Annotated in this window: 19 protein-coding genes; 14 read left to right on the forward strand and 5 right to left on the reverse strand. The window is 37.2% G+C overall.

Going from position 1 to position 17,251, the window contains the following annotated elements; genetic code table 11:
- The 10 genes from R2Q78_RS01030 (at window position 1) to R2Q78_RS01075 (ending at window position 8,235) form a co-directional block, all read left to right on the forward strand.
- Complete coding sequence (locus R2Q78_RS01030; protein WP_316788053.1) at window positions 1–213, forward strand: heavy-metal-associated domain-containing protein; 213 nt, start codon at window positions 1–3, stop codon at window positions 211–213.
- Complete coding sequence (locus R2Q78_RS01035) at window positions 210–773, forward strand: helix-turn-helix transcriptional regulator (RefSeq protein WP_316788054.1); 564 nt, start codon at window positions 210–212, stop codon at window positions 771–773. The genes R2Q78_RS01030 and R2Q78_RS01035 overlap by 4 nt, the downstream gene beginning before the upstream one ends.
- 24 nt (window positions 774–797) lie before the next feature.
- The gene (locus R2Q78_RS01040) at window positions 798–2,336 is read left to right on the forward strand and encodes a SulP family inorganic anion transporter (RefSeq protein WP_316788056.1); all 1,539 of its coding nucleotides are present in this window, start codon (window positions 798–800) and stop codon (window positions 2,334–2,336) included.
- 62 nt (window positions 2,337–2,398) lie between these two features.
- Window positions 2,399–3,094 (forward strand): HAD family hydrolase, encoded by a 696-nt coding sequence (locus R2Q78_RS01045; protein WP_316788058.1) that lies wholly within the window; start codon window positions 2,399–2,401, stop codon window positions 3,092–3,094.
- The gene (locus R2Q78_RS01050) at window positions 3,091–3,927 is read left to right on the forward strand and encodes a phosphoribosyltransferase family protein (protein ID WP_316788059.1); all 837 of its coding nucleotides are present in this window, start codon (window positions 3,091–3,093) and stop codon (window positions 3,925–3,927) included. The genes R2Q78_RS01045 and R2Q78_RS01050 overlap by 4 nt, the downstream gene beginning before the upstream one ends.
- Window positions 3,928–3,931: 4 nt before the next feature.
- Window positions 3,932–4,486 (forward strand): TerD family protein, encoded by a 555-nt coding sequence (locus R2Q78_RS01055; protein WP_316788061.1) that lies wholly within the window; start codon window positions 3,932–3,934, stop codon window positions 4,484–4,486.
- Window positions 4,487–4,492: 6 nt separating this feature from the next.
- Complete coding sequence (locus R2Q78_RS01060; RefSeq protein WP_316788063.1) at window positions 4,493–5,107, forward strand: TerD family protein; 615 nt, start codon at window positions 4,493–4,495, stop codon at window positions 5,105–5,107.
- Between the two features lie 20 nt (window positions 5,108–5,127).
- Window positions 5,128–6,225: a toxic anion resistance protein gene (locus tag R2Q78_RS01065; protein ID WP_316788064.1), complete on the forward strand. Its 1,098-nt coding sequence runs from the start codon at window positions 5,128–5,130 to the stop codon at window positions 6,223–6,225.
- 9 nt (window positions 6,226–6,234) lie between these two features.
- A complete protein-coding gene (locus tag R2Q78_RS01070; protein ID WP_316788066.1) occupies window positions 6,235–7,197 on the forward strand; it encodes a hypothetical protein in 963 nt (320 codons plus the stop codon).
- Window positions 7,198–7,242: 45 nt separating this feature from the next.
- Entirely contained in the window at window positions 7,243–8,235 is a 993-nt protein-coding gene (locus R2Q78_RS01075; RefSeq protein WP_316788068.1) for a TerC/Alx family metal homeostasis membrane protein, read from the forward strand.
- 84 nt (window positions 8,236–8,319) lie between these two features.
- Here the strand turns inward: R2Q78_RS01075 and R2Q78_RS01080 are convergent, their stop codons facing one another.
- The 4 genes from R2Q78_RS01080 to R2Q78_RS01095 all read right to left on the reverse strand — a co-directional run bounded on the left by R2Q78_RS01080 (window position 8,320) and on the right by R2Q78_RS01095 (window position 12,398).
- Window positions 8,320–9,636 carry an OmpA family protein gene (locus R2Q78_RS01080; RefSeq protein WP_316788070.1) on the reverse strand — a complete coding sequence of 439 codons (1,317 nt, stop codon included), beginning with the start codon at window positions 9,634–9,636 and terminating at the stop codon, window positions 8,320–8,322.
- 230 nt (window positions 9,637–9,866) lie between these two features.
- Window positions 9,867–11,252: an MBL fold metallo-hydrolase gene (locus R2Q78_RS01085; protein ID WP_316788072.1), complete on the reverse strand. Its 1,386-nt coding sequence runs from the start codon at window positions 11,250–11,252 to the stop codon at window positions 9,867–9,869.
- A gap of 52 nt (window positions 11,253–11,304) precedes the next feature.
- Window positions 11,305–12,123: an SDR family NAD(P)-dependent oxidoreductase gene (locus tag R2Q78_RS01090; protein ID WP_410478461.1), complete on the reverse strand. Its 819-nt coding sequence runs from the start codon at window positions 12,121–12,123 to the stop codon at window positions 11,305–11,307.
- A gap of 68 nt (window positions 12,124–12,191) precedes the next feature.
- Window positions 12,192–12,398: a cold-shock protein gene (locus R2Q78_RS01095; protein ID WP_410478462.1), complete on the reverse strand. Its 207-nt coding sequence runs from the start codon at window positions 12,396–12,398 to the stop codon at window positions 12,192–12,194.
- 202 nt (window positions 12,399–12,600) lie between these two features.
- Between R2Q78_RS01095 and R2Q78_RS01100 the strand changes: the two genes are divergently transcribed.
- From R2Q78_RS01100 to R2Q78_RS01115, 4 genes are all read left to right on the forward strand, one after another.
- Window positions 12,601–12,813: a hypothetical protein gene (locus R2Q78_RS01100; RefSeq protein ID WP_316788076.1), complete on the forward strand. Its 213-nt coding sequence runs from the start codon at window positions 12,601–12,603 to the stop codon at window positions 12,811–12,813.
- 53 nt (window positions 12,814–12,866) lie between these two features.
- On the forward strand, window positions 12,867–13,343 hold the full coding sequence (locus R2Q78_RS01105) for a YMGG-like glycine zipper-containing protein (RefSeq protein ID WP_316788078.1): 477 nt from the start codon (window positions 12,867–12,869) through the stop codon (window positions 13,341–13,343).
- Window positions 13,344–13,525: 182 nt separating this feature from the next.
- Complete coding sequence (locus tag R2Q78_RS01110) at window positions 13,526–13,915, forward strand: response regulator (protein WP_316788080.1); 390 nt, start codon at window positions 13,526–13,528, stop codon at window positions 13,913–13,915.
- Window positions 13,881–14,972 (forward strand): sugar transferase, encoded by a 1,092-nt coding sequence (locus R2Q78_RS01115; RefSeq protein WP_316788081.1) that lies wholly within the window; start codon window positions 13,881–13,883, stop codon window positions 14,970–14,972. Before R2Q78_RS01110 ends, R2Q78_RS01115 begins: the two co-directional genes overlap by 35 nt.
- A 136-nt stretch (window positions 14,973–15,108) precedes the next feature.
- On the opposite strand, the gene R2Q78_RS01120 is transcribed toward R2Q78_RS01115, so the two are convergent.
- Window positions 15,109–17,244: an OmpA family protein gene (locus R2Q78_RS01120; protein WP_316788083.1), complete on the reverse strand. Its 2,136-nt coding sequence runs from the start codon at window positions 17,242–17,244 to the stop codon at window positions 15,109–15,111.
- Window positions 17,245–17,251 lie beyond the last annotated feature (7 nt).

The raw sequence follows: 17,251 nt of genomic DNA on the forward strand, positions 1-17,251 counted from the left end.
ATGCAGACTCTAAAATTTAAAACAAATATCAAATGTGGTGGTTGTATCGCTACCGTAACACCATATCTTAATGCACAGACCGAAATAGACGATTGGAAGGTAGATACCGAAAATCCCGATAAGGTATTGGAAGTAAGCGGAACTGATTCCCTGGATGCTGAAAAGGTTATAGAGACACTGGAGAAGGCTGGTTATAAAGCTGAAAAAATATGATCTTATTTGTGAAAAATATGGTTTGTGACCGTTGCATACTAATTGTCAGGCAACAATTACAAAACCAGGGCTTTGATGTCAAAGAAATTGCATTGGGCAAGGTTGAAATAGAACCAGAGCCTATCGCATCACAATTGCAGGATATATCGTCAGCTTTTCAGGTATTGGGATTTGAACTGATCGACAAAGAAAAAGACCAGTTAATTGAAAGTATAAAAACGGAGGTGATTAACCTGGTGCATTATTCTGATCTGAATGAAATCAATCAAAGCCTGATGCATTTGATTGCCGGTAAGATGAATAGAGACTACGCGTATCTGAGCAGATCATTTTCAGATGCCGAAGGAATTACAATTGAGAAATACATTATTCAGCAGAAGATAGAAAAAGTAAAGGAACTTCTGGAATATGGCGAACTGAACCTAAATGAGATTTCTTACAAAATGGGTTACAGCAGCAGTGCACATTTGTCGGCACAGTTTAAGTCTGTGACCGGAATGGCACCAAGTAAATACAAGATTTCATCTGATAAAGCGCGCAAACCCCTCGATAAAATATAAGCTTATTGTTTACATTTGCCGGGTATGAAACCCCAGGGCTATTTGTTTGACTTCTCCGCTAAAATTAACTATAAAACTGAAATCCTCGCAGGGCTCACGGTAGCCATGACGATGATGCCAGAGTCTCTGTCTTTTGCGATTTTAGCAGGATTGCCACCATTAACTGGTCTTTATGCCGCATTTATCATGGGATTGGTTACAGCTGTTTTTGGTGGCAGACCAGGGCTTATTTCCGGAGGGGCAGGGGCAACTGTGATTGTACTTATAGCATTGATGAAATCTCATGGTATAGAGTATGTATTTGCTGCGGTGATACTGGCTGGTATGTTCCAAATTATGGTAGGCCTGTTCCGTTGGGGAAAATTTATCAGACTAGTGCCTCAGCCTGTTATGTTTGGATTTGTAAATGGTCTGGCTATAGTTATATTTATGGCTCAGCTGGAACAATTTAAAACGGTTGTTAATGGCCAGGTGACCTGGCTCTCAGGTACTGCGCTGTTTGTCATGGCAGGCTTGGTATTACTCACCATTTTGATCGTATTAATCCTTCCGAAAATAACTAAGGCAGTACCTGCTTCGTTGGTAGCTATTATTGTGGTCTTTTTTGTTGTGCTCGGTTTTGGTATTGATACAAAGACAGTTAAAGACATAGCATCTGTTAAAGGCAGTCTTCCACCGTTTCACATCCCAGCAGTTCCTTTTGATCTGGAAATGCTGAAGGTGATATTTCCTTATGCGCTGATTATGGCATCCGTAGGTCTTACAGAAGGCCTTTTGACGCTCAATCTTGTGGATGAGATCACGGAAACAAAAGGAAGAGGAAATAAAGAATGCATTGCGCAGGGAAGTGCCAACATATTAAATGGCTTCTTTTTAGGAATGGGTGGATGTCCCATGATTGCGCAAACGCTAGTCAATCTATCAGCAGGAGCAAGAGCACGTTTGTCGGGTATAATAGCATCAATGACCATTCTGTTTATTATTCTGGTGGGGGCCCCAATAATAGAAAAGGTGCCTATGGCAGCGCTTACAGGAGTAATGATTATGGTTGCGATTGGAACTTTTGAATGGATGAGTCTCAGGGTAATCAATAAAATGCCTAAAAAGGATGTTTTTGTAGGAATATTGGTCGCTGTAATTACTGTTTGGCTTCACAATCTAGCTCTGGCTGTATTGATAGGAGTGATTTTGTCAGCATTGGTATTTGCCTGGGAGAGTGCTAAACGCATCAGGGCAAAAAAATATATCGATGCCGAAGGCGTAAAACATTATGAAATCTTTGGACCGCTTTTTTTTGGTTCAATCGCTGCTTTTAATGAAAAATTTGATGTGCAGGGCGACCCGCAAAAAGTAGTCATTGATTTTAAAGAATGTCGAGTAGCTGATATGTCAGGAATAGAAGCACTAAATAAGTTAACTGCACGTTATCATGTAGCAGGCAAGGTGTTACACTTAAAACATCTGAGTGCCGATTGCAGAAAACTACTGGATAATGCGGCAGATATTATTGAAGTTAATATACTTGAGGATCCGCTATATAGGGTAGCCACTGATAAAAATTAATAGATTTTTTGTAACATTAGGGGACTAATTTAATCCTATTTATATAAAAACGAAGCGCTCAGATGCCCAATTATAAACATTATTCTTTTGATCTCTGGTTAACTCTCATTAAATCCAATCCCGCATTTAAAGCGGAAAGGGCTAAGTACTTTCATGCAAATTTTAATTCGGCAGGCAAAAGTTTAGAAGAGGTCTCTGTGATCTTCCGGCAGGTAGATCTGATGGTCAATAGTATCAATGAAAGAACTGGAAAAAATATAGATGCTGACGAGATGTACTTGATGGTCATCAGTATCATCAATAACTATTCTACAGCTTTTCAGGACATTGATATAGAAGGTCTGTATAACGAAATGGAAGAATTGGTGTTCAATTATATGCCAGTGGTGTATTGTTCAAATAGCCTTGATGTTTTATATCAGTTGAAGGACTCCGGACACTGCACTATAAGTTTATTAAGTAATACAGGATTTATTAGAGGGAAAACGCTGAAGAAGGTGTTGAATCATCTTGAGCTGGATGTACTGTTGGATTTTCAGCTGTACTCAGATGAGGTGAGAATGTCGAAGCCTAATCTTCAGTTTTTTCAACTCATGTTGGACACGATAGATAAAGAAAAACATCCCGAACTGGGGCTGCATGAAATTATTCATGTTGGTGATAATCCTTTGGCTGATGTAAAAGGCGCCGAATCTATCGGTATAAAAAGTTTACTAATTAATTCGAATCATATAACTATCTCTGAATTATTACTATGATCCCATATACCTATTCACTACATAAAATACAACATTCCAGCAGCTTTGGTTTTCATCCGGATGACTACAGTCGTTTCAAGTTCGGAGATGACCTGGTCGCTAAGAAATTTGGAAAGGACCTTGCGCAGGGCTTTATCAAAGATTTTCTGGAAGATAATCTTGAGGGAGAGCAAATTGTTGTCATATCAAGCCCGTATTGTTTTATACCAACGGCTACTTTTGCGATGAAGAGCTACTTTGTGTACGAGTTGAATCACTGGCTGGTGGAAAATGATAGAATGGTGGTGCAAGAAGCGAAAGTCCACAGAACCATTACCTATAAGGACGACTACGGTGCATTAAGCGCGGAGGAAAGAATGAAACTGATTGGCAATGATTCTTTTCACATCGATAAGGATTTTCTAAAAGATAAGGTATTGTTTTTTCTCGACGACATTAAGATTACCGGGAGTCATGAAAAAATGATCATGAAAATGGTGAAGGACTATGGGCTGAAGAACGATATTTTTATGCTTTATTATGCAGAACTGGTTAATCACGATATCCACCCTAATATTGAGAACTTTCTAAATTACCATCAGGTAAAATCAATATTTGATCTGGATGAGATCATAAAAAGCGGTAATTTCTGTTTTAATACGAGGATTGTTAAATATATCCTAAATTGCGATTTCAATAGCTTTTCTATATTTCTGGAGCGGCAAACTGATGATTTCATCACAAGCTTGTACAACTTGTCATTGGGCAACAGCTACCACACCATTGAATGCTATTCGAAGAACCTGAATTATATAAAGAACTACTTAAAAAATAAAAACTATAAATTGATTTAATATTATGGCCATTAACTTACAAAAAGGACAGAGAGAGAATATCGATGCCCCGAAATTTACTATTGGTTTGGGTTGGGATACAAATAGCTCCACCACCGGAACTTCGTTTGACTTAGATGCTTCTGTGTTTATGCTTGATGAGAACAAAAAGTTGGTTTCAGATGAGCATTTGGTTTTTTATAACAATTTAAAGTCACCGGACGAGGCAGTTGAGCACACCGGAGATAACCTTACTGGTGATGGCGATGGTGATGATGAGCAGATTAAAGTAGACCTTACAAAAGCGGGATCTAAAGTATCTGAGATTTGTATTGTTGTTACTATACATGACGCAGAAAACAGGAGACAAAATTTTGGTCAGGTGAGAAACTCTTTTATCCGTATTTTTGATGCTGTAACGAACGAGGTAGTGTTGAAATATGAATTGGAAGAGGATTTTTCTATAGAAACAGCGATTGAATTCGGTAGAATTTATAAACGCGATAATAAATGGAAGTTTGAAGCAGTTGGAATGGGAATGAAGGGTGGTCTGCAGGATTATTTAAATAAATATCAATAAGAAATTATGGCAATTAATCTTCAAAAAGGACAGCGCATCAGTCTTGAAAAAAGTAACGGAAGTAAGCTGGAGAGCGTTTGTGTTGGCATCAACTGGGGCGCGATAGAGAAAAAGGGGATGTTTGGTTTCGGTAAAACCAAAGAAGCCGTGGATCTGGATGGCAGTTGTGCATTGTATAATGAACAAAAGCAGCTGACTGAGGTGGTGTATTTTGGAAACCTGGGTTCCAAAGACGGCGCGGTACGACATAGCGGTGATGATTTGACCGGTGATATGGGCGGTGATGATGGATTGGACAACGAGGTGATTACCCTCGATTTTTCTCGTCTTAATCCAGCCGTAAATTATGTTGCGTTTGTTTTAAACAGCTTCAGAGGTCATGATTTCGGAACGATTCCATTTGCTTCAATCCGCATTTATGAAGGTACTCCAAAGAGAGTAACTGAGGTATTTGCCAAGTACGATATTGCAAATGGTCCTGGATTTGCCGGCCACGTATCTATGGTAATGGGCGTTTTTTACAAGAAAAATGGCGACTGGAAATTCAATGCCATTGGCGAACCAACTAAAGATAAAAAACTGGAAGAAACTGTTAAAACAGTAACAATGAGTTATCTATAGGTTTTTATAGAAATAAAATTATGGAAACAAACGAAAATGCTGCTCAGAGTCTTGCGCCAGCAAAAATAGACAAGGATGGCAATGTAGACCTTACGGTTTTATCTGCTGAAGATGAAACGAAATATAAGGAGATTGCCAAATCATTAGAGCCGTCTGATGTAAATTCTATCCTTAACTATGGATCAGAAGCACAGAATTCAATGGAAAAATACAGTAACGATTTTTTATCGTCTGTACGTACCTATGACAGCGGTGAAGTTGGAGGTTTGATCAACGAATTGCTTACTGAACTTAATTATATTGATGTTAATGAGCTGGAGCAAAGTGGATTTAAATCATTTATCTCTAAGATTCCTTTTCTCAAGAAACTCATAGTTGATGCAAAGAAACTGTTCCAGAAATATGATGTAGTAGTCAATAACGTTGATAAGATTACCAATAAGATTAAGGCTGGACGCTTAAATTCAATTAAAGACAATAGTTCTCTTCAGACAATGTTTGACAGCAATGTTGGTTACATTCATCAAATGGAAGAACTGATCATATCCGGACAATTGAAATACAATGAACTGAGTCTGAAGCTTGCTGAAATGGAAGGCAGGCCAGCGGATTATCAGGATTACGAGATTGCAGATTTAAGAGATTTCGTGAGCAGACTGGATAAGAGACTGGCAGATATGAAGATCGTGCGCTTTATCATGCTTCAATCACTGGCTCAGATTAGGGTAGTACAGAACAATAATACATCCATTGCTGAAAAAGCGCAATCTATTATTTCTACTACTATTCCGGTATGGAAGAATCAATTAACGATTGCTGTTGCACTACAAAGGCAAAAAGCTAACGTTGAGATGCAGAAAAAGGTGTCAGATACTACCAACACCATCTTGCAAAAAAATGCTCAGATGCTTAAACAAAACAGCATTGATGTAGCTAAGGAAAATGAGAAAACAGTTGTGTCGCTTGAAACTTTAAAAATGACAACTTCATCTTTAATCGAAACCTTAAATGAGGTTAAGCAGATTCATGAACAGGGTGCTCAGAGCAGAAGAGTACTTGATGGGGAACTTAAAACTTTGGAAGCTGAGCTGAAAAAGAATGTTACCCGGGTTAGTTAATTTTAACAGATGGATGAACGACGTATAGATATATTAAGGGAGTCCCGTGCAGAGATCAGCCGTTTACAACTGCTCTCTGCATTTTTTGCGGAAGACGCTCTCTACAAAATATATTTAAGAAGTCAGGTAATCCACCAGCTGTTTGAAAATAATGAGGAGCTGGATATCGATAAACTTGAGCTTTTTCATGTTCAGTTCACAGCCAGCCTGATCGAATTATTAAGAAAGATCAAAAAGAGTAATGAAAAGAATGTAACACTTATCTATGATGAAGTTCTCCTTAATAAAGAGATGATCAGACAAATGAGTGATACTGTATTTTCTGAGAAGAATTTTAATCTGGATAAGCAACGGCAGTCTCTTAAGATTAACCAATCGCTAAGAAAACTATTTGAGTTGCTTTCAGATCATATTGAGGAATTTCCATTTGCTAAAGGAATAAATAACTTCAGTTCCAGATATTCCAAGGATTTTTTCTATGACATTACGGCGGAGCAGCTTGGTAAATTAATCGAGTTTGATCCGAAGGATATGTATTCAGATGTGCACGCAAGCATAGAAAAAAAACTAATGGGACTTCTTTGCAAGCATGACTTTAGAACTTCCTTTTTTTTCGGATTGAAATCAGGCCAGCTGATCATAGAACTGTACAAATTCCTGGATATTGACCGATATTTTCTTTTCTTTCCAAGCAGAAATCTTTTTCTTTTCTTTGAAATTGCAGAATTGGAAGGGATAGACTGGACAAATGATTTATCTGAAAAAGGCAGGATAATTCAAGAACTGGAATATAAAAATGACAAATTGGAAAGTAGTGCTTCCGCTTTGAAAATCTATATTCCAAAAGAGATCGTTGATTTGCTTGAAGAAAATTACATTAAAATATCTGACATCAACTTCTTAAATCATTTAAATAATTTCGATGTGCAGGCTAACATTTTAAAAGCCATGCTCAAGACAGATCTTTTTTAACACATAAAATCATCATATCGAACACATAAAAAACAAAAAATAGAAATGGATAATCTGATCAATCACCCAGCTGTAATAGTTGGTTTTGCTGTTCTGGTAGTTGTAATGCTACTATTGGATCTTGGCGTATTTAATAAGAAGGTACACGCTGTAAGCAGTAAGGAGGCTGCGATATGGTCGGTTGTATGGATTTCCTTATCTATGATTTTTAGCGGGGTAATCTATTATGTTTCGGGATTCGAGAAATTTACCCAGTTTCAGTCAGCCTACTGGATCGAAAAAGCGCTTTCCGTCGATAATCTCTTCGTATTTATCCTGGTATTCGGATTTTTTAATGTACCTAAAGAGCTACATCATAAAGTGCTGTTTTGGGGGATTATTGGTGCATTGATATTCCGTGCGATATTTATTTTTGCGGGAGTAGGGTTGATCAATCTTACTTATTTGCCAGAGATGACACTTTTTGGACATGAAGTCCGTATCAATATTGTATTGTTAATTTTTGGTTTATTTCTGGTTTATGCTGGTATTAAATCGGGAATTAGTAGCGATGATGACGATGAGGAAAAGGATTTCAGCAAAAGTGCAGGAGCACGCCTGATCTACAAATTCTTTAAAGTAAGCAAGGAGTTTGATGGAGGTAAGTTTTTTACAGTGGAAAATGGTATAAAAGTAGCAACACCTTTATTGGTAGTAGTTGCTGTTATTGAGTTTACAGATGTTCTGTTTGCAGTAGACTCCATTCCTGCAATTTTTGCAATTGCTCCAGATGATCCTTTGATTCTTTACACTTCGAATATATTTGCAATCTTGGGTTTAAGAGCACTTTATTTCCTTCTGGCCAACTTTATACATATGTTTAGCTTGCTGAAATATGGATTGGCTATCATCCTTTCATTCATTGGTATTAAGATGGTAATCGCGCCAATTTACCACATTTCATCTCCTTTATCTTTATCTATTGTAGGAGGTGTCTTGATTTTGTCCGTTGTTGCTTCATTGTTATTTGTGCCCAAAGACAGTAAATCTGATCATTAGATATAGAAATAAATAACTTTTGCTGATAGCATAAAAAAAGTCCCGATAAATTATCGGGACTTTTTTATATTAGTCAGTTTACGACTAGTATAATGTGAATTCTACCCTACGGTTTTTCTGACGACCATCTGCAGTTTTGTTAGATGCAATAGGTTGGTTTGGACCGTAACCTGTTGCTTCGATGCGTGATGGGTTAGCTCCCTGACCAACAAGGTAAGATTTAATTGATTCAGCCCTGTCTTTAGACAAACGTAAGTTTAAAGCCATTGAACCAGTGTTATCAGTGTGACCTGCCAATTTCAAGCTAAAGTTTTTCTCTACCAATAGCGCAGCAACTCTATTTAAAGTAGCATAAGATTTCTCTCTGATAGTTGATTTACCTAAATCAAATTCAAGATTTTTAATCGCTTCATCAACTACTCTACGATCTGCTTCAGTAATGATTACTTTTTCCTGGATAACAGGAGCAGGAGTTTTCAATGCACATCCAGCGCCATCTACAACTGTGTTAGCAGCAGTACCAGGGCATTTGTCGAATTTATTAGCTACACCGTCTCCGTCATCATCACCCATTTCCTGAGCATATTTCGCAGCTAAAGCTTCTCTTTCTCTTCTTGCATTCTCTTCTGATGATGATAATGCTTTTCTCAATGCAGCACTTTCAGCAGCACTTTCCTCGCGAAGGGCAGCGATAGGACTGAAGTTTTGTAATTGAGAAGTACCTTTTCTACCCAAGGCAATTTCTAAACCTGCATGAGCATAAGAGAACCTGTCGTTAGAACCCATACTTACACCATCAAAATCAGTAGATTTCATGAAGTTTACGGTATAACCCAGGTCGATATTTACACCTTTGGATAAACCAAGTTTGAAACCTGCACCAACCGGGATAAACCAGTTTTCTTTATATCCGGTGTTGACACCACCAACTTGATCAGTAGAGGCAGCTGAAGACATATAACCTGCACCAATTGTTGCATATGGTGAAAGGAAATTACGTTTCTGGTTTAAACTCATGTTTGCAATGGTGAAGTTACCGCTGATAGCAGCTGACCAGTCGATTTTTGATTCAAAAGTTGACTTAGTACCACCTGCGACCTGAGCACCTCTTACTTTACCACCGAGGAAATCAGCCTGTATACCAAACCCAGGTACAATTTGTTTTTTGATATAACCTCCGTAACCCCATGATTCGTAAGGAGTGTTAAAGTTTCCATGATTTTTATTGTTGAATGGCGTGTAGTGAGTTAGCATACCGCCATTAAGTCCGATAGACCATGTACGGAAATACTTTTTAGAAAACGATTCAGATGTTTGAGAGTCAGCATCCTGAGCGAACAATTGCGATGATAATCCTACCAAGGATAGTATCATTGCTGCTTTTGTAATTTTTGATTTCATTTTTTCTATAATTAGATATTCGTTCGATTCAACATGGTTAATTTTATGCCGAATATCTATACCATTGTAATAATCCTGCCAAAGCCCTATTATCATATTTTTTATTTTGAATCTCTTAATAATCAGTTAATTAATCATATTTCTTTAATTGATATTAAAAATCGAAAATCTGTTTTAATGATAATAATTGTGTATAGTTTACACTACATTTTACAGGAAAAAATGAGATCTTACAGGATAAATGTTTCTCCTTTAAATGGGGTTTCAACCTGATATCCTGCTTCTTGTGCAGATTCTTTAAGGCTGTTCATCCGGTTTAAATCTCCATGGACTAAGAATATTTTCTTTAGTTTCCCTGCATTCTGCTGTTTTATTAGCTTCATGAGGTCGTGATGGTCTCCATGACCGCTTAGCAAGTCTGTTTTTTTTACAGTTGCGTATACCATTAGATCACGGTTTCTTAGCCTTATGATGGGATCACCTCTCAACAATCTATCTCCCAGAGTTCCTTTAGCACAGTATCCGATAAATAATATGGTGCAATAATAGTTTTGAATATTGTAATAAAGATGGTCCTGTATTCTTCCTCCCTCAAGCATACCTGCTGATGAAATGATAATGCATGGTTCATGGTAGTTTGAAATAGACATGCTTTCCTTTTTGTCATGTACGTATGACAATTCTTCGAATTCAAATTCATCACCTTCTGTATTATAAAATTGCTGAGATTCCGAATTAAGGAGGTGGTGATGTTTCTTATACACATCGGTGGCAAAATTGGCAAGAGGGCTATCTACAAATATTTTTACCGGAGGGAGTAATCCTCTGCTGAATATTTTATTAAGCGTATAGACTAACGCCTGTGTTCTGCCGATGCTAAAAGCGGGTATGATTAGTCTTCCCGGAAATTTAATGCAGGTCTCATTAATCGTTTCTATAAGTGTGTCCTCAAGTGTACGCTCCGTACTATGAAATTTGCCCCCATATGTTGCTTCGCAAACGAGATAATCAACTTGTGGTAGCTCTTCAGGATCAACTAAAACAGGGTAGTTACTTCTGCCTACATCACCGGTAAAAGCAATTCGTTTTTCTATTCCATTTTCTTTTATTGTTAAAACAATTGCTGCAGCACCTAATAAATGCCCTACAGGAATAAACGTCATACTTACGTTCTCATTTATGGAAAATGCTTTATGGAAACTCACAGTCACCATCCTGTCCATAGTATCCATTACGTGTTTTTGTAAGTAGAGAGGCTTAGGCCCGGATCTGCCTCTTTTTCCTTTTGAATGTTTGTGCTGTTTGCTGATAAAGATGTTGACGGAATCCATTAAGAGAATTTCGGTTAAGTCAGCAGTCGGTGGTGTACATAATATCTGACCCTGAAACCCCAGCCTTACAAGGGTAGGGAGGTTTCCTGAATGATCTATATGTGCGTGTGTGAGTATGACAACATCAATGGATGCCGGATCAAACGGGAAATACTGATTTTCTTCCTGATAAGTATCTTTTTCATAATCCAGTCCGCAATCGATTAGTATATTATAGTCTGCCAATTGTAGTAAGTGCATGCTTCCAGTCACCTGTTGTGCAGCTCCACAGATAGTAAGTTTCATATTTTTTTAGTAATGAGAGTAAGTTAACAATTTAAGGGAATTAATAAATGTATTAGGTTAACCAATCTGACCACTTCGAAATAGAATATTGATAATTCAAAAGTTTAGGAACATTTTGGGAATCTACAACCTTCCATTGGTTAAGCTCGTTTATAAAGCCGGGGATTGTCAAGCCTGAATTTTCAGATGCTTTCATGTAAAAGGATTGTTTTGCTGGGTGATCAGGAATGCAGGCATTATATAGGTTTCCGAATGCCTTTAATTCAATTATTTTTATGGTCAGATTGATGCAGTCTTCAAGTATGATGAGATTTATGGGGGCAAGTCCATTGGGAACATTTGTTTTTCCGGCGAAAAATCTTCCTGGATCCCTGTTCGGCCCAATCAATCCGGCAAACCTAATGATTGTTGTTTTAAAGTTGTTGTTGTTGTTGAGCATTGTTTCTGCCGCTAACATCACTTTTCCCGAAATAGTATCCGGCATTGGGATACTAAATTCATTAACGTGTGTATTGTGATCCCCATAAACAGAAGTTGAACTAATAAAGATGATGTTCTTTACTTTTTGTTCGGCAGCGTTGATGACTTTTCCTATCTTTTTTGTGAAGTTTCCCTGTTCCGCAGTGCTTCTTTTTGGAGGAATACAGATGATCAGTAAATCTGTATCGAAAAAATCGGTGTCAAAGCTCTCCTTTTCTTCTTGAAAATCTACTATATACGGGATAATACCTAATTCTTTAAGGACAGGTAGTTTTTCAACTGAAGTCGTCGATCCCTTTACATTATATTTTAGTTCCGCCAGCTTTTTTGCAAGGGGTAGTCCGTACCATCCACATCCCAGGATGCTTATCGTTGTGTTCACGCTAATCATTTTTCTGTGTAAAATAAAAAGGGGGCCATGCCTGCGGCAAATCCCCCTTTTTAGAATTTATTGATCGATTAAAGAACTGTTACATTTGAAGCTTCAGGTCCTTTTTTACCGTCGTTTAATTCAAATTCAACACTATCTCCTTCACTAAGTTCTCTGAAAGAATCGCCTGCAATAGCAGAAAAATGCACGAAAATATCTTTTCCTCCATCTTCTGGAGTTATAAATCCAAATCCTTTTGCAGAATTAAACCACTTAACTTTTCCTGTTGTACGCATAATATTATTATATATTTCAATGTGAAAGTAGGCAATTGAACAGTAAAATCAAAATGTATGCTTTGAAGTGAAAATATCAAATTGTTGCATTTAGGTTAAATCAGAAAACCTGCAAGATGTTTATTTGTTGTTAACGTCAGTAAATGTTAAATAAATGACAAATGATGTCGAAGTCCATTTGAATACAATTAATTGTAAATCGATGAAAAGGAAAATCAATTCTGGTAAAAATCAGGTCAGTAAGGAGGATTTATTGAACGATAAGAATAATCCTGGGTTAGATGCAGATCACTCATCCTCAGATTCAACACTATATCCCGGGCTTAATAACGATAACGACAGGATTTCCTCCAATAAAGATGGGGAAGAGGATACGCAACAGACCGGAGGTTATAGTCCACTTGATGATAAATAATTACTTTGGCACTATTTTTTCTATAGTAATGTTTTAAACTTAATTCTAAGATTATGAAATACGTATTTTCAATATTGGCAGTTGTTATTGGTTTATCTGCCTGTAACAATAGTTCAAAAGAACAAGAGCTAGTAAAACAGCAAGCTATCGCGGCTGTAAAAGATAGTCTGAAATTAGATAGTTTTAAAAGAGCAGAAGCCACACAGAAGGCAGTTTTGGTGCAACAGCAGGAAAAGGAACGTTTAGCTGCGCAGGCCAGAGAAGAGAAAAGAACTTTACTGCTTTCCGAGCAAAATGATGCGGCACCAGCTCCAAGACAGTATAGCGAAACTCAGACCAAGAAAAAAGGATGGAGTTCTGCTGCCAAGGGAGCAGTTATTGGAGCAGGAGCAGGTGCTTTAGGTGGTGTGCTGATAGATAAAAAAGATGGCAGGGGAGCGATCATAGGTGGTGTAGTCGGTGCGGGTGCAGGTTATTTGATCGGAAGAGATAAAGACAAAAAATCTGGTAGAGTACAACCTAAAAATTAATTAGGTATTGTAAATTAGGAATTTAAGGTAAACTGCAGCCAAAACTTTTATATATGGGGTTTGGCTGCAGTTTTTTTTTGGGGATTTTAGCAATATTTTATTGAAATTGATTTAAAACTAATCTACAAAATTTCGTATGTTCGTTATGACTTTTCATAAGACACTTTAATTGACAATGCAAAATGAGTAAGAGACAGATTTTAATAGTTGATGATGAAGTCAGTATACTTAAATTGTTGAATTTTGTCCTGTCAAATGAATACCAGCTAGTAATTAAAACAAGTGGAGTAGAAGCACTAAGTTGGCTAGAAGAGGGAAATTCCCCCTCATTAATTATTTCTGATCTTGAAATGCCCTATTTTGACGGAAGTTCATTCATCTATAATTTAAAGATAAGTGGATTCTATAGAGATACACCGGTAATTATTTTGTCTGGGGCGTCGAATTTAACGGAACGTGTGGCCAAAATGCCCTTTCAATTAGATGACTTTATTCCAAAGCCCTTTAATCCAACACAACTAAAAGAAGCAATCAGCGATGTATTCAAGAAATATGATTCAGTCGGAAGTTAATTCAAACGCAACAAATAAATCAATATCTATATTATACTCAGCACCGTTTTTTTCAGCTGAGCTAGTACCTGAGCTGGACAAACATTTTATTTTACATTCTGAATCAAATATCCAAGATGTGGATAATTATATCAAAGAGCAATCTATATATACCCTGCCAGATGTAATCTTACTTGAAGTAGATGAAAATTTAGAATGTTTTGAATACGTGGGCAAGCTAAAAAGCAATGTATTATTGAAAGGTCTTGTAATTATTCTATTGGCTAAAGAAAAAGACGCAAAAACCAGGTCTTTGGCGATGAAGTATAAAGTCAACGATTTGTATATTGTGCCGATTCCTATAAATGATCTTTGCGAACGGATTTTCTTTTTGGTAAAGTTCAAATTGATAAAGCCTCAGCTATCAGATCTGTCTAATGTGAATTTCACGTATAGAACTCCATTGTTAAAGAGATTGTTTGATATTGTTGCTTCGGGATTGGCACTTATTATTCTTTTACCATTCTTTGTTGTCATCGGCTTATTTATAGCACTGGAATCAAGAGGGCCGATTATTTTTAAAAGCAAACGGGTTGGTACCGGATATAAAATATTTGATTTTTATAAATTCCGGTCGATGAGGGTGGGGGCAAGCAAAGAGCTTGAACAACTTTCGGAGTTAAATCAGTACGATAAATCAGAAGATGGAAGCACAACCTTTGTGAAATTAAAGAATGATCCCCGGATCACAAAATTTGGACATTTTATCAGAACCTTTAGTATAGACGAACTTCCCCAGTTATTTAATGTGTTTATTGGTGACATGTCTTTAGTTGGAAATAGACCCTTGCCACTTTATGAAGCCGAAATGTTGACCTCTAATGAATGGACGATGCGGTTTTTAGGACCTGCAGGCTTAACAGGATTATGGCAGGTAAGTAGGAGAGGTAAAGCGAACATGTCAGAAAGGGAGCGTAAAAAGCTTGATAATTTTTATGCCCAAAATCATTCTTTTTGGCTGGATCTTAAAATTTTATTAAAGACATTACCGGCAGCAGTTCAAAAAGAAAAGGTTTAGTTACCATTACACAATGGTTTTGTATAATTCACTGCAGGGCTGATCTGGAAAGTATATACTAAAAAAATTACTACAATATGTAAAAAGGCCCCGATAAGGTTAATGATCAAAGCCTTTTTGTCAGCAATAATATCCGCTACTTTTCACCGCAATTTTGTCTGGTAATATTGACACCGTTCAAAATAACATCAAATTCAGTCCTTCTGTTTAACTGTTGATCTTCCTCTGAACAGGGTACCCCATCAAAGCAACGATTGACTAACCTCGTTTTTCCGTAATACTCTATTTTTATCCGGTTTGCAGAAATACCTCTCGACACCAGATATGATTTAGCTGAAGCACCTCGATTCAAGGATAATCTTCTGTTATATTCTTCAGAAGCCCTGCTATCGCAATGGCTGGAAGTGATGATGGTGATTTCTGGATATTTCTTCATCAGAGCTGCCAATTCCTCCAAAGCGGGGCGGGCATCTGATCTGATTTCATACCGGTCCAGGTCATAATAAATGTTCTGAACGGCAAATACCCTTTTTAAGGAGTCGCAGTTGTTTAGGACATATTGCTGGGCAGTTTCTGTTTTATTAAGTCGTATATCCAATTTTATAATAGAATCCTGTTCAATTCCCTGGGAAGTCACAAAGCCTATTGAGTTTACATAACCCAGTTTCTGAGCGGTGGTCTCATAATCAGTTTCTCTGGGCATTTCTCTCCTGAATTCCCCCTTGGCATTTGTCTTTATTGTATCCGTGCCATCCAAATGACGCATTAGCAACCTGCTACCTGCTAAAGGAAGTCTGGTTCTGGCATCAGTTATAGTACCTTCCAGTAAAATGCGATATGAAGCTCTGGAAAAACTATATATATCATCATTACCTCGTCTATTCGAGCTGAAGAAACCACTTTTTCCATCTGCGGATTTGATTAGACCAAAATCGTCTGTAGATGAGTTGATAGGAACGCCCATGTTCTTTGGTGCTGCAGTGGGTTTCATTTCTTTTAGCTCAACTTCAAATAAATCTAAACCTCCAAGTCCCGGATGACCTGTTGATGAAAAATAAAGTATGTTATTTACATCAAGAAATGGAAACATTTCATTGCCTTCAGTATTTATTTTTTTTCCAAGGTTTACAGGTCTTGTCCATTGACCATTTCCTGAGCGTACGCAGTAATATAAATCTATTCCACCCGAGCCCCCGGGCATATCTGATGCAAAAATCAGAATGGTGCCATCTTTGCTGAGCGTTGGATGGCCAACAGAATACTCATTATTATTCCAGGGAAATGGGATGATATTGTTAAGATTTCCCCCTGCTGCAGTAAACATCTTTAACTTGTTAATACCATCTGTACTGGTCTGGGTTCCTCCGTTATAATAATTGTTTCTTGTAAAAATAATGGAGCCATCAGGGAAAACTGCAGGTGCGCCTTCATGATACTTGGTATTTATACCGCCCGTTATAGGTGTTATTTTAATCCCTTCTGATAACAACAGAAGCAGTGTATCTCTTTCTAAACCAGGTGTATACTGACCTAGTGTTTTGCTGTCATTGCTTGTTGGTGAAGTATCGTCATCATTAAATTTATAGTCTTTTCTGGGTCTGTTTTGAGCAGCCGAGAATAAGCTGTCAACGTTGATATTTTTAATATCTTTTATTTTCTCTACCTGATAAAGATTTGTAAATGGTGTGTTATTCCAGCCAAATACAGTCTTAGATAATCCACTGGTTTTTCTGTTGCTGCTAAATATCAAACCTTCTTTATAATAAGCGGGAGAGTAATCAGAACCTTGGCTGTTTAGATTTGTAAATGATACTTTCCAGTTCTCTACATTCTTATTGAAGTTACTGAGATTTGTGGTTGCAAAGGAAGTTCCTCTTTTGTCTTCAGGCACTAATGTCACATATTTTCTATACCATCCCTCAGATCTTTCATACTGCTGTTTATTCGCTAAAGCTTCAGCGTAATAAAGTGCCCATTTTGGATTGAGTGGCTTCTGTTTACTTAATTTTTCATACCATTTTAATGATTCATCATAATTTTTGATCATCTTATAGCTATAAGCAATCATTTCTTGAGCTTTCACATTCAGAGAATCTTTTTTCAACACCTCTAAAAGATAAGGAACAGCCGAAATATATTTTAATGAGGTAAATTCTGTAGTAGCTTTTTTTAATGCTCCATTTTCTTTTCCGGATTGTGATTTTACCTGCTGCGATAAAGCTGAGAGTAATAGAAATACTATCAAAGTTGCTTTATTTATGTTTCTTTTCATATTGTAA

It is taken from the genome of Pedobacter frigoris, assembly GCF_032678645.1.
In the GTDB taxonomy this organism is placed as follows: domain Bacteria; phylum Bacteroidota; class Bacteroidia; order Sphingobacteriales; family Sphingobacteriaceae; genus Pedobacter; species Pedobacter frigoris_A.

Excerpts from the sequence above, each read along its gene's own strand:
- R2Q78_RS01035 (WP_316788054.1), top strand. The coding sequence starts at position 210 with ATGATCTTATTTGTGAAAAATATGGTTTGTGACCGTTGCATACTAATT.
- R2Q78_RS01110 (WP_316788080.1), top strand. The coding sequence starts at position 13,526 with ATGAGTAAGAGACAGATTTTAATAGTTGATGATGAAGTCAGTATACTT.
- R2Q78_RS01045 (WP_316788058.1), top strand. The coding sequence starts at position 2,399 with ATGCCCAATTATAAACATTATTCTTTTGATCTCTGGTTAACTCTCATT.
- R2Q78_RS01055 (WP_316788061.1), top strand. The coding sequence starts at position 3,932 with ATGGCCATTAACTTACAAAAAGGACAGAGAGAGAATATCGATGCCCCG.
- R2Q78_RS01095 (WP_410478462.1), bottom strand. The coding sequence starts at position 12,398 with ATGCGTACAACAGGAAAAGTTAAGTGGTTTAATTCTGCAAAAGGATTT.
- R2Q78_RS01040 (WP_316788056.1), top strand. The coding sequence starts at position 798 with ATGAAACCCCAGGGCTATTTGTTTGACTTCTCCGCTAAAATTAACTAT.
- R2Q78_RS01070 (WP_316788066.1), top strand. The coding sequence starts at position 6,235 with ATGGATGAACGACGTATAGATATATTAAGGGAGTCCCGTGCAGAGATC.
- R2Q78_RS01030 (WP_316788053.1), top strand. The coding sequence starts at position 1 with ATGCAGACTCTAAAATTTAAAACAAATATCAAATGTGGTGGTTGTATC.
- R2Q78_RS01105 (WP_316788078.1), top strand. The coding sequence starts at position 12,867 with ATGAAATACGTATTTTCAATATTGGCAGTTGTTATTGGTTTATCTGCC.
- R2Q78_RS01060 (WP_316788063.1), top strand. The coding sequence starts at position 4,493 with ATGGCAATTAATCTTCAAAAAGGACAGCGCATCAGTCTTGAAAAAAGT.
- R2Q78_RS01075 (WP_316788068.1), top strand. The coding sequence starts at position 7,243 with ATGGATAATCTGATCAATCACCCAGCTGTAATAGTTGGTTTTGCTGTT.
- R2Q78_RS01085 (WP_316788072.1), bottom strand. The coding sequence starts at position 11,252 with ATGAAACTTACTATCTGTGGAGCTGCACAACAGGTGACTGGAAGCATG.
- R2Q78_RS01065 (WP_316788064.1), top strand. The coding sequence starts at position 5,128 with ATGGAAACAAACGAAAATGCTGCTCAGAGTCTTGCGCCAGCAAAAATA.
- R2Q78_RS01115 (WP_316788081.1), top strand. The coding sequence starts at position 13,881 with ATGTATTCAAGAAATATGATTCAGTCGGAAGTTAATTCAAACGCAACA.
- R2Q78_RS01050 (WP_316788059.1), top strand. The coding sequence starts at position 3,091 with ATGATCCCATATACCTATTCACTACATAAAATACAACATTCCAGCAGC.
- R2Q78_RS01090 (WP_410478461.1), bottom strand. The coding sequence starts at position 12,123 with ATGATTAGCGTGAACACAACGATAAGCATCCTGGGATGTGGATGGTAC.
- R2Q78_RS01100 (WP_316788076.1), top strand. The coding sequence starts at position 12,601 with ATGAAAAGGAAAATCAATTCTGGTAAAAATCAGGTCAGTAAGGAGGAT.
- R2Q78_RS01120 (WP_316788083.1), bottom strand. The coding sequence starts at position 17,244 with ATGAAAAGAAACATAAATAAAGCAACTTTGATAGTATTTCTATTACTC.
- R2Q78_RS01080 (WP_316788070.1), bottom strand. The coding sequence starts at position 9,636 with ATGAAATCAAAAATTACAAAAGCAGCAATGATACTATCCTTGGTAGGA.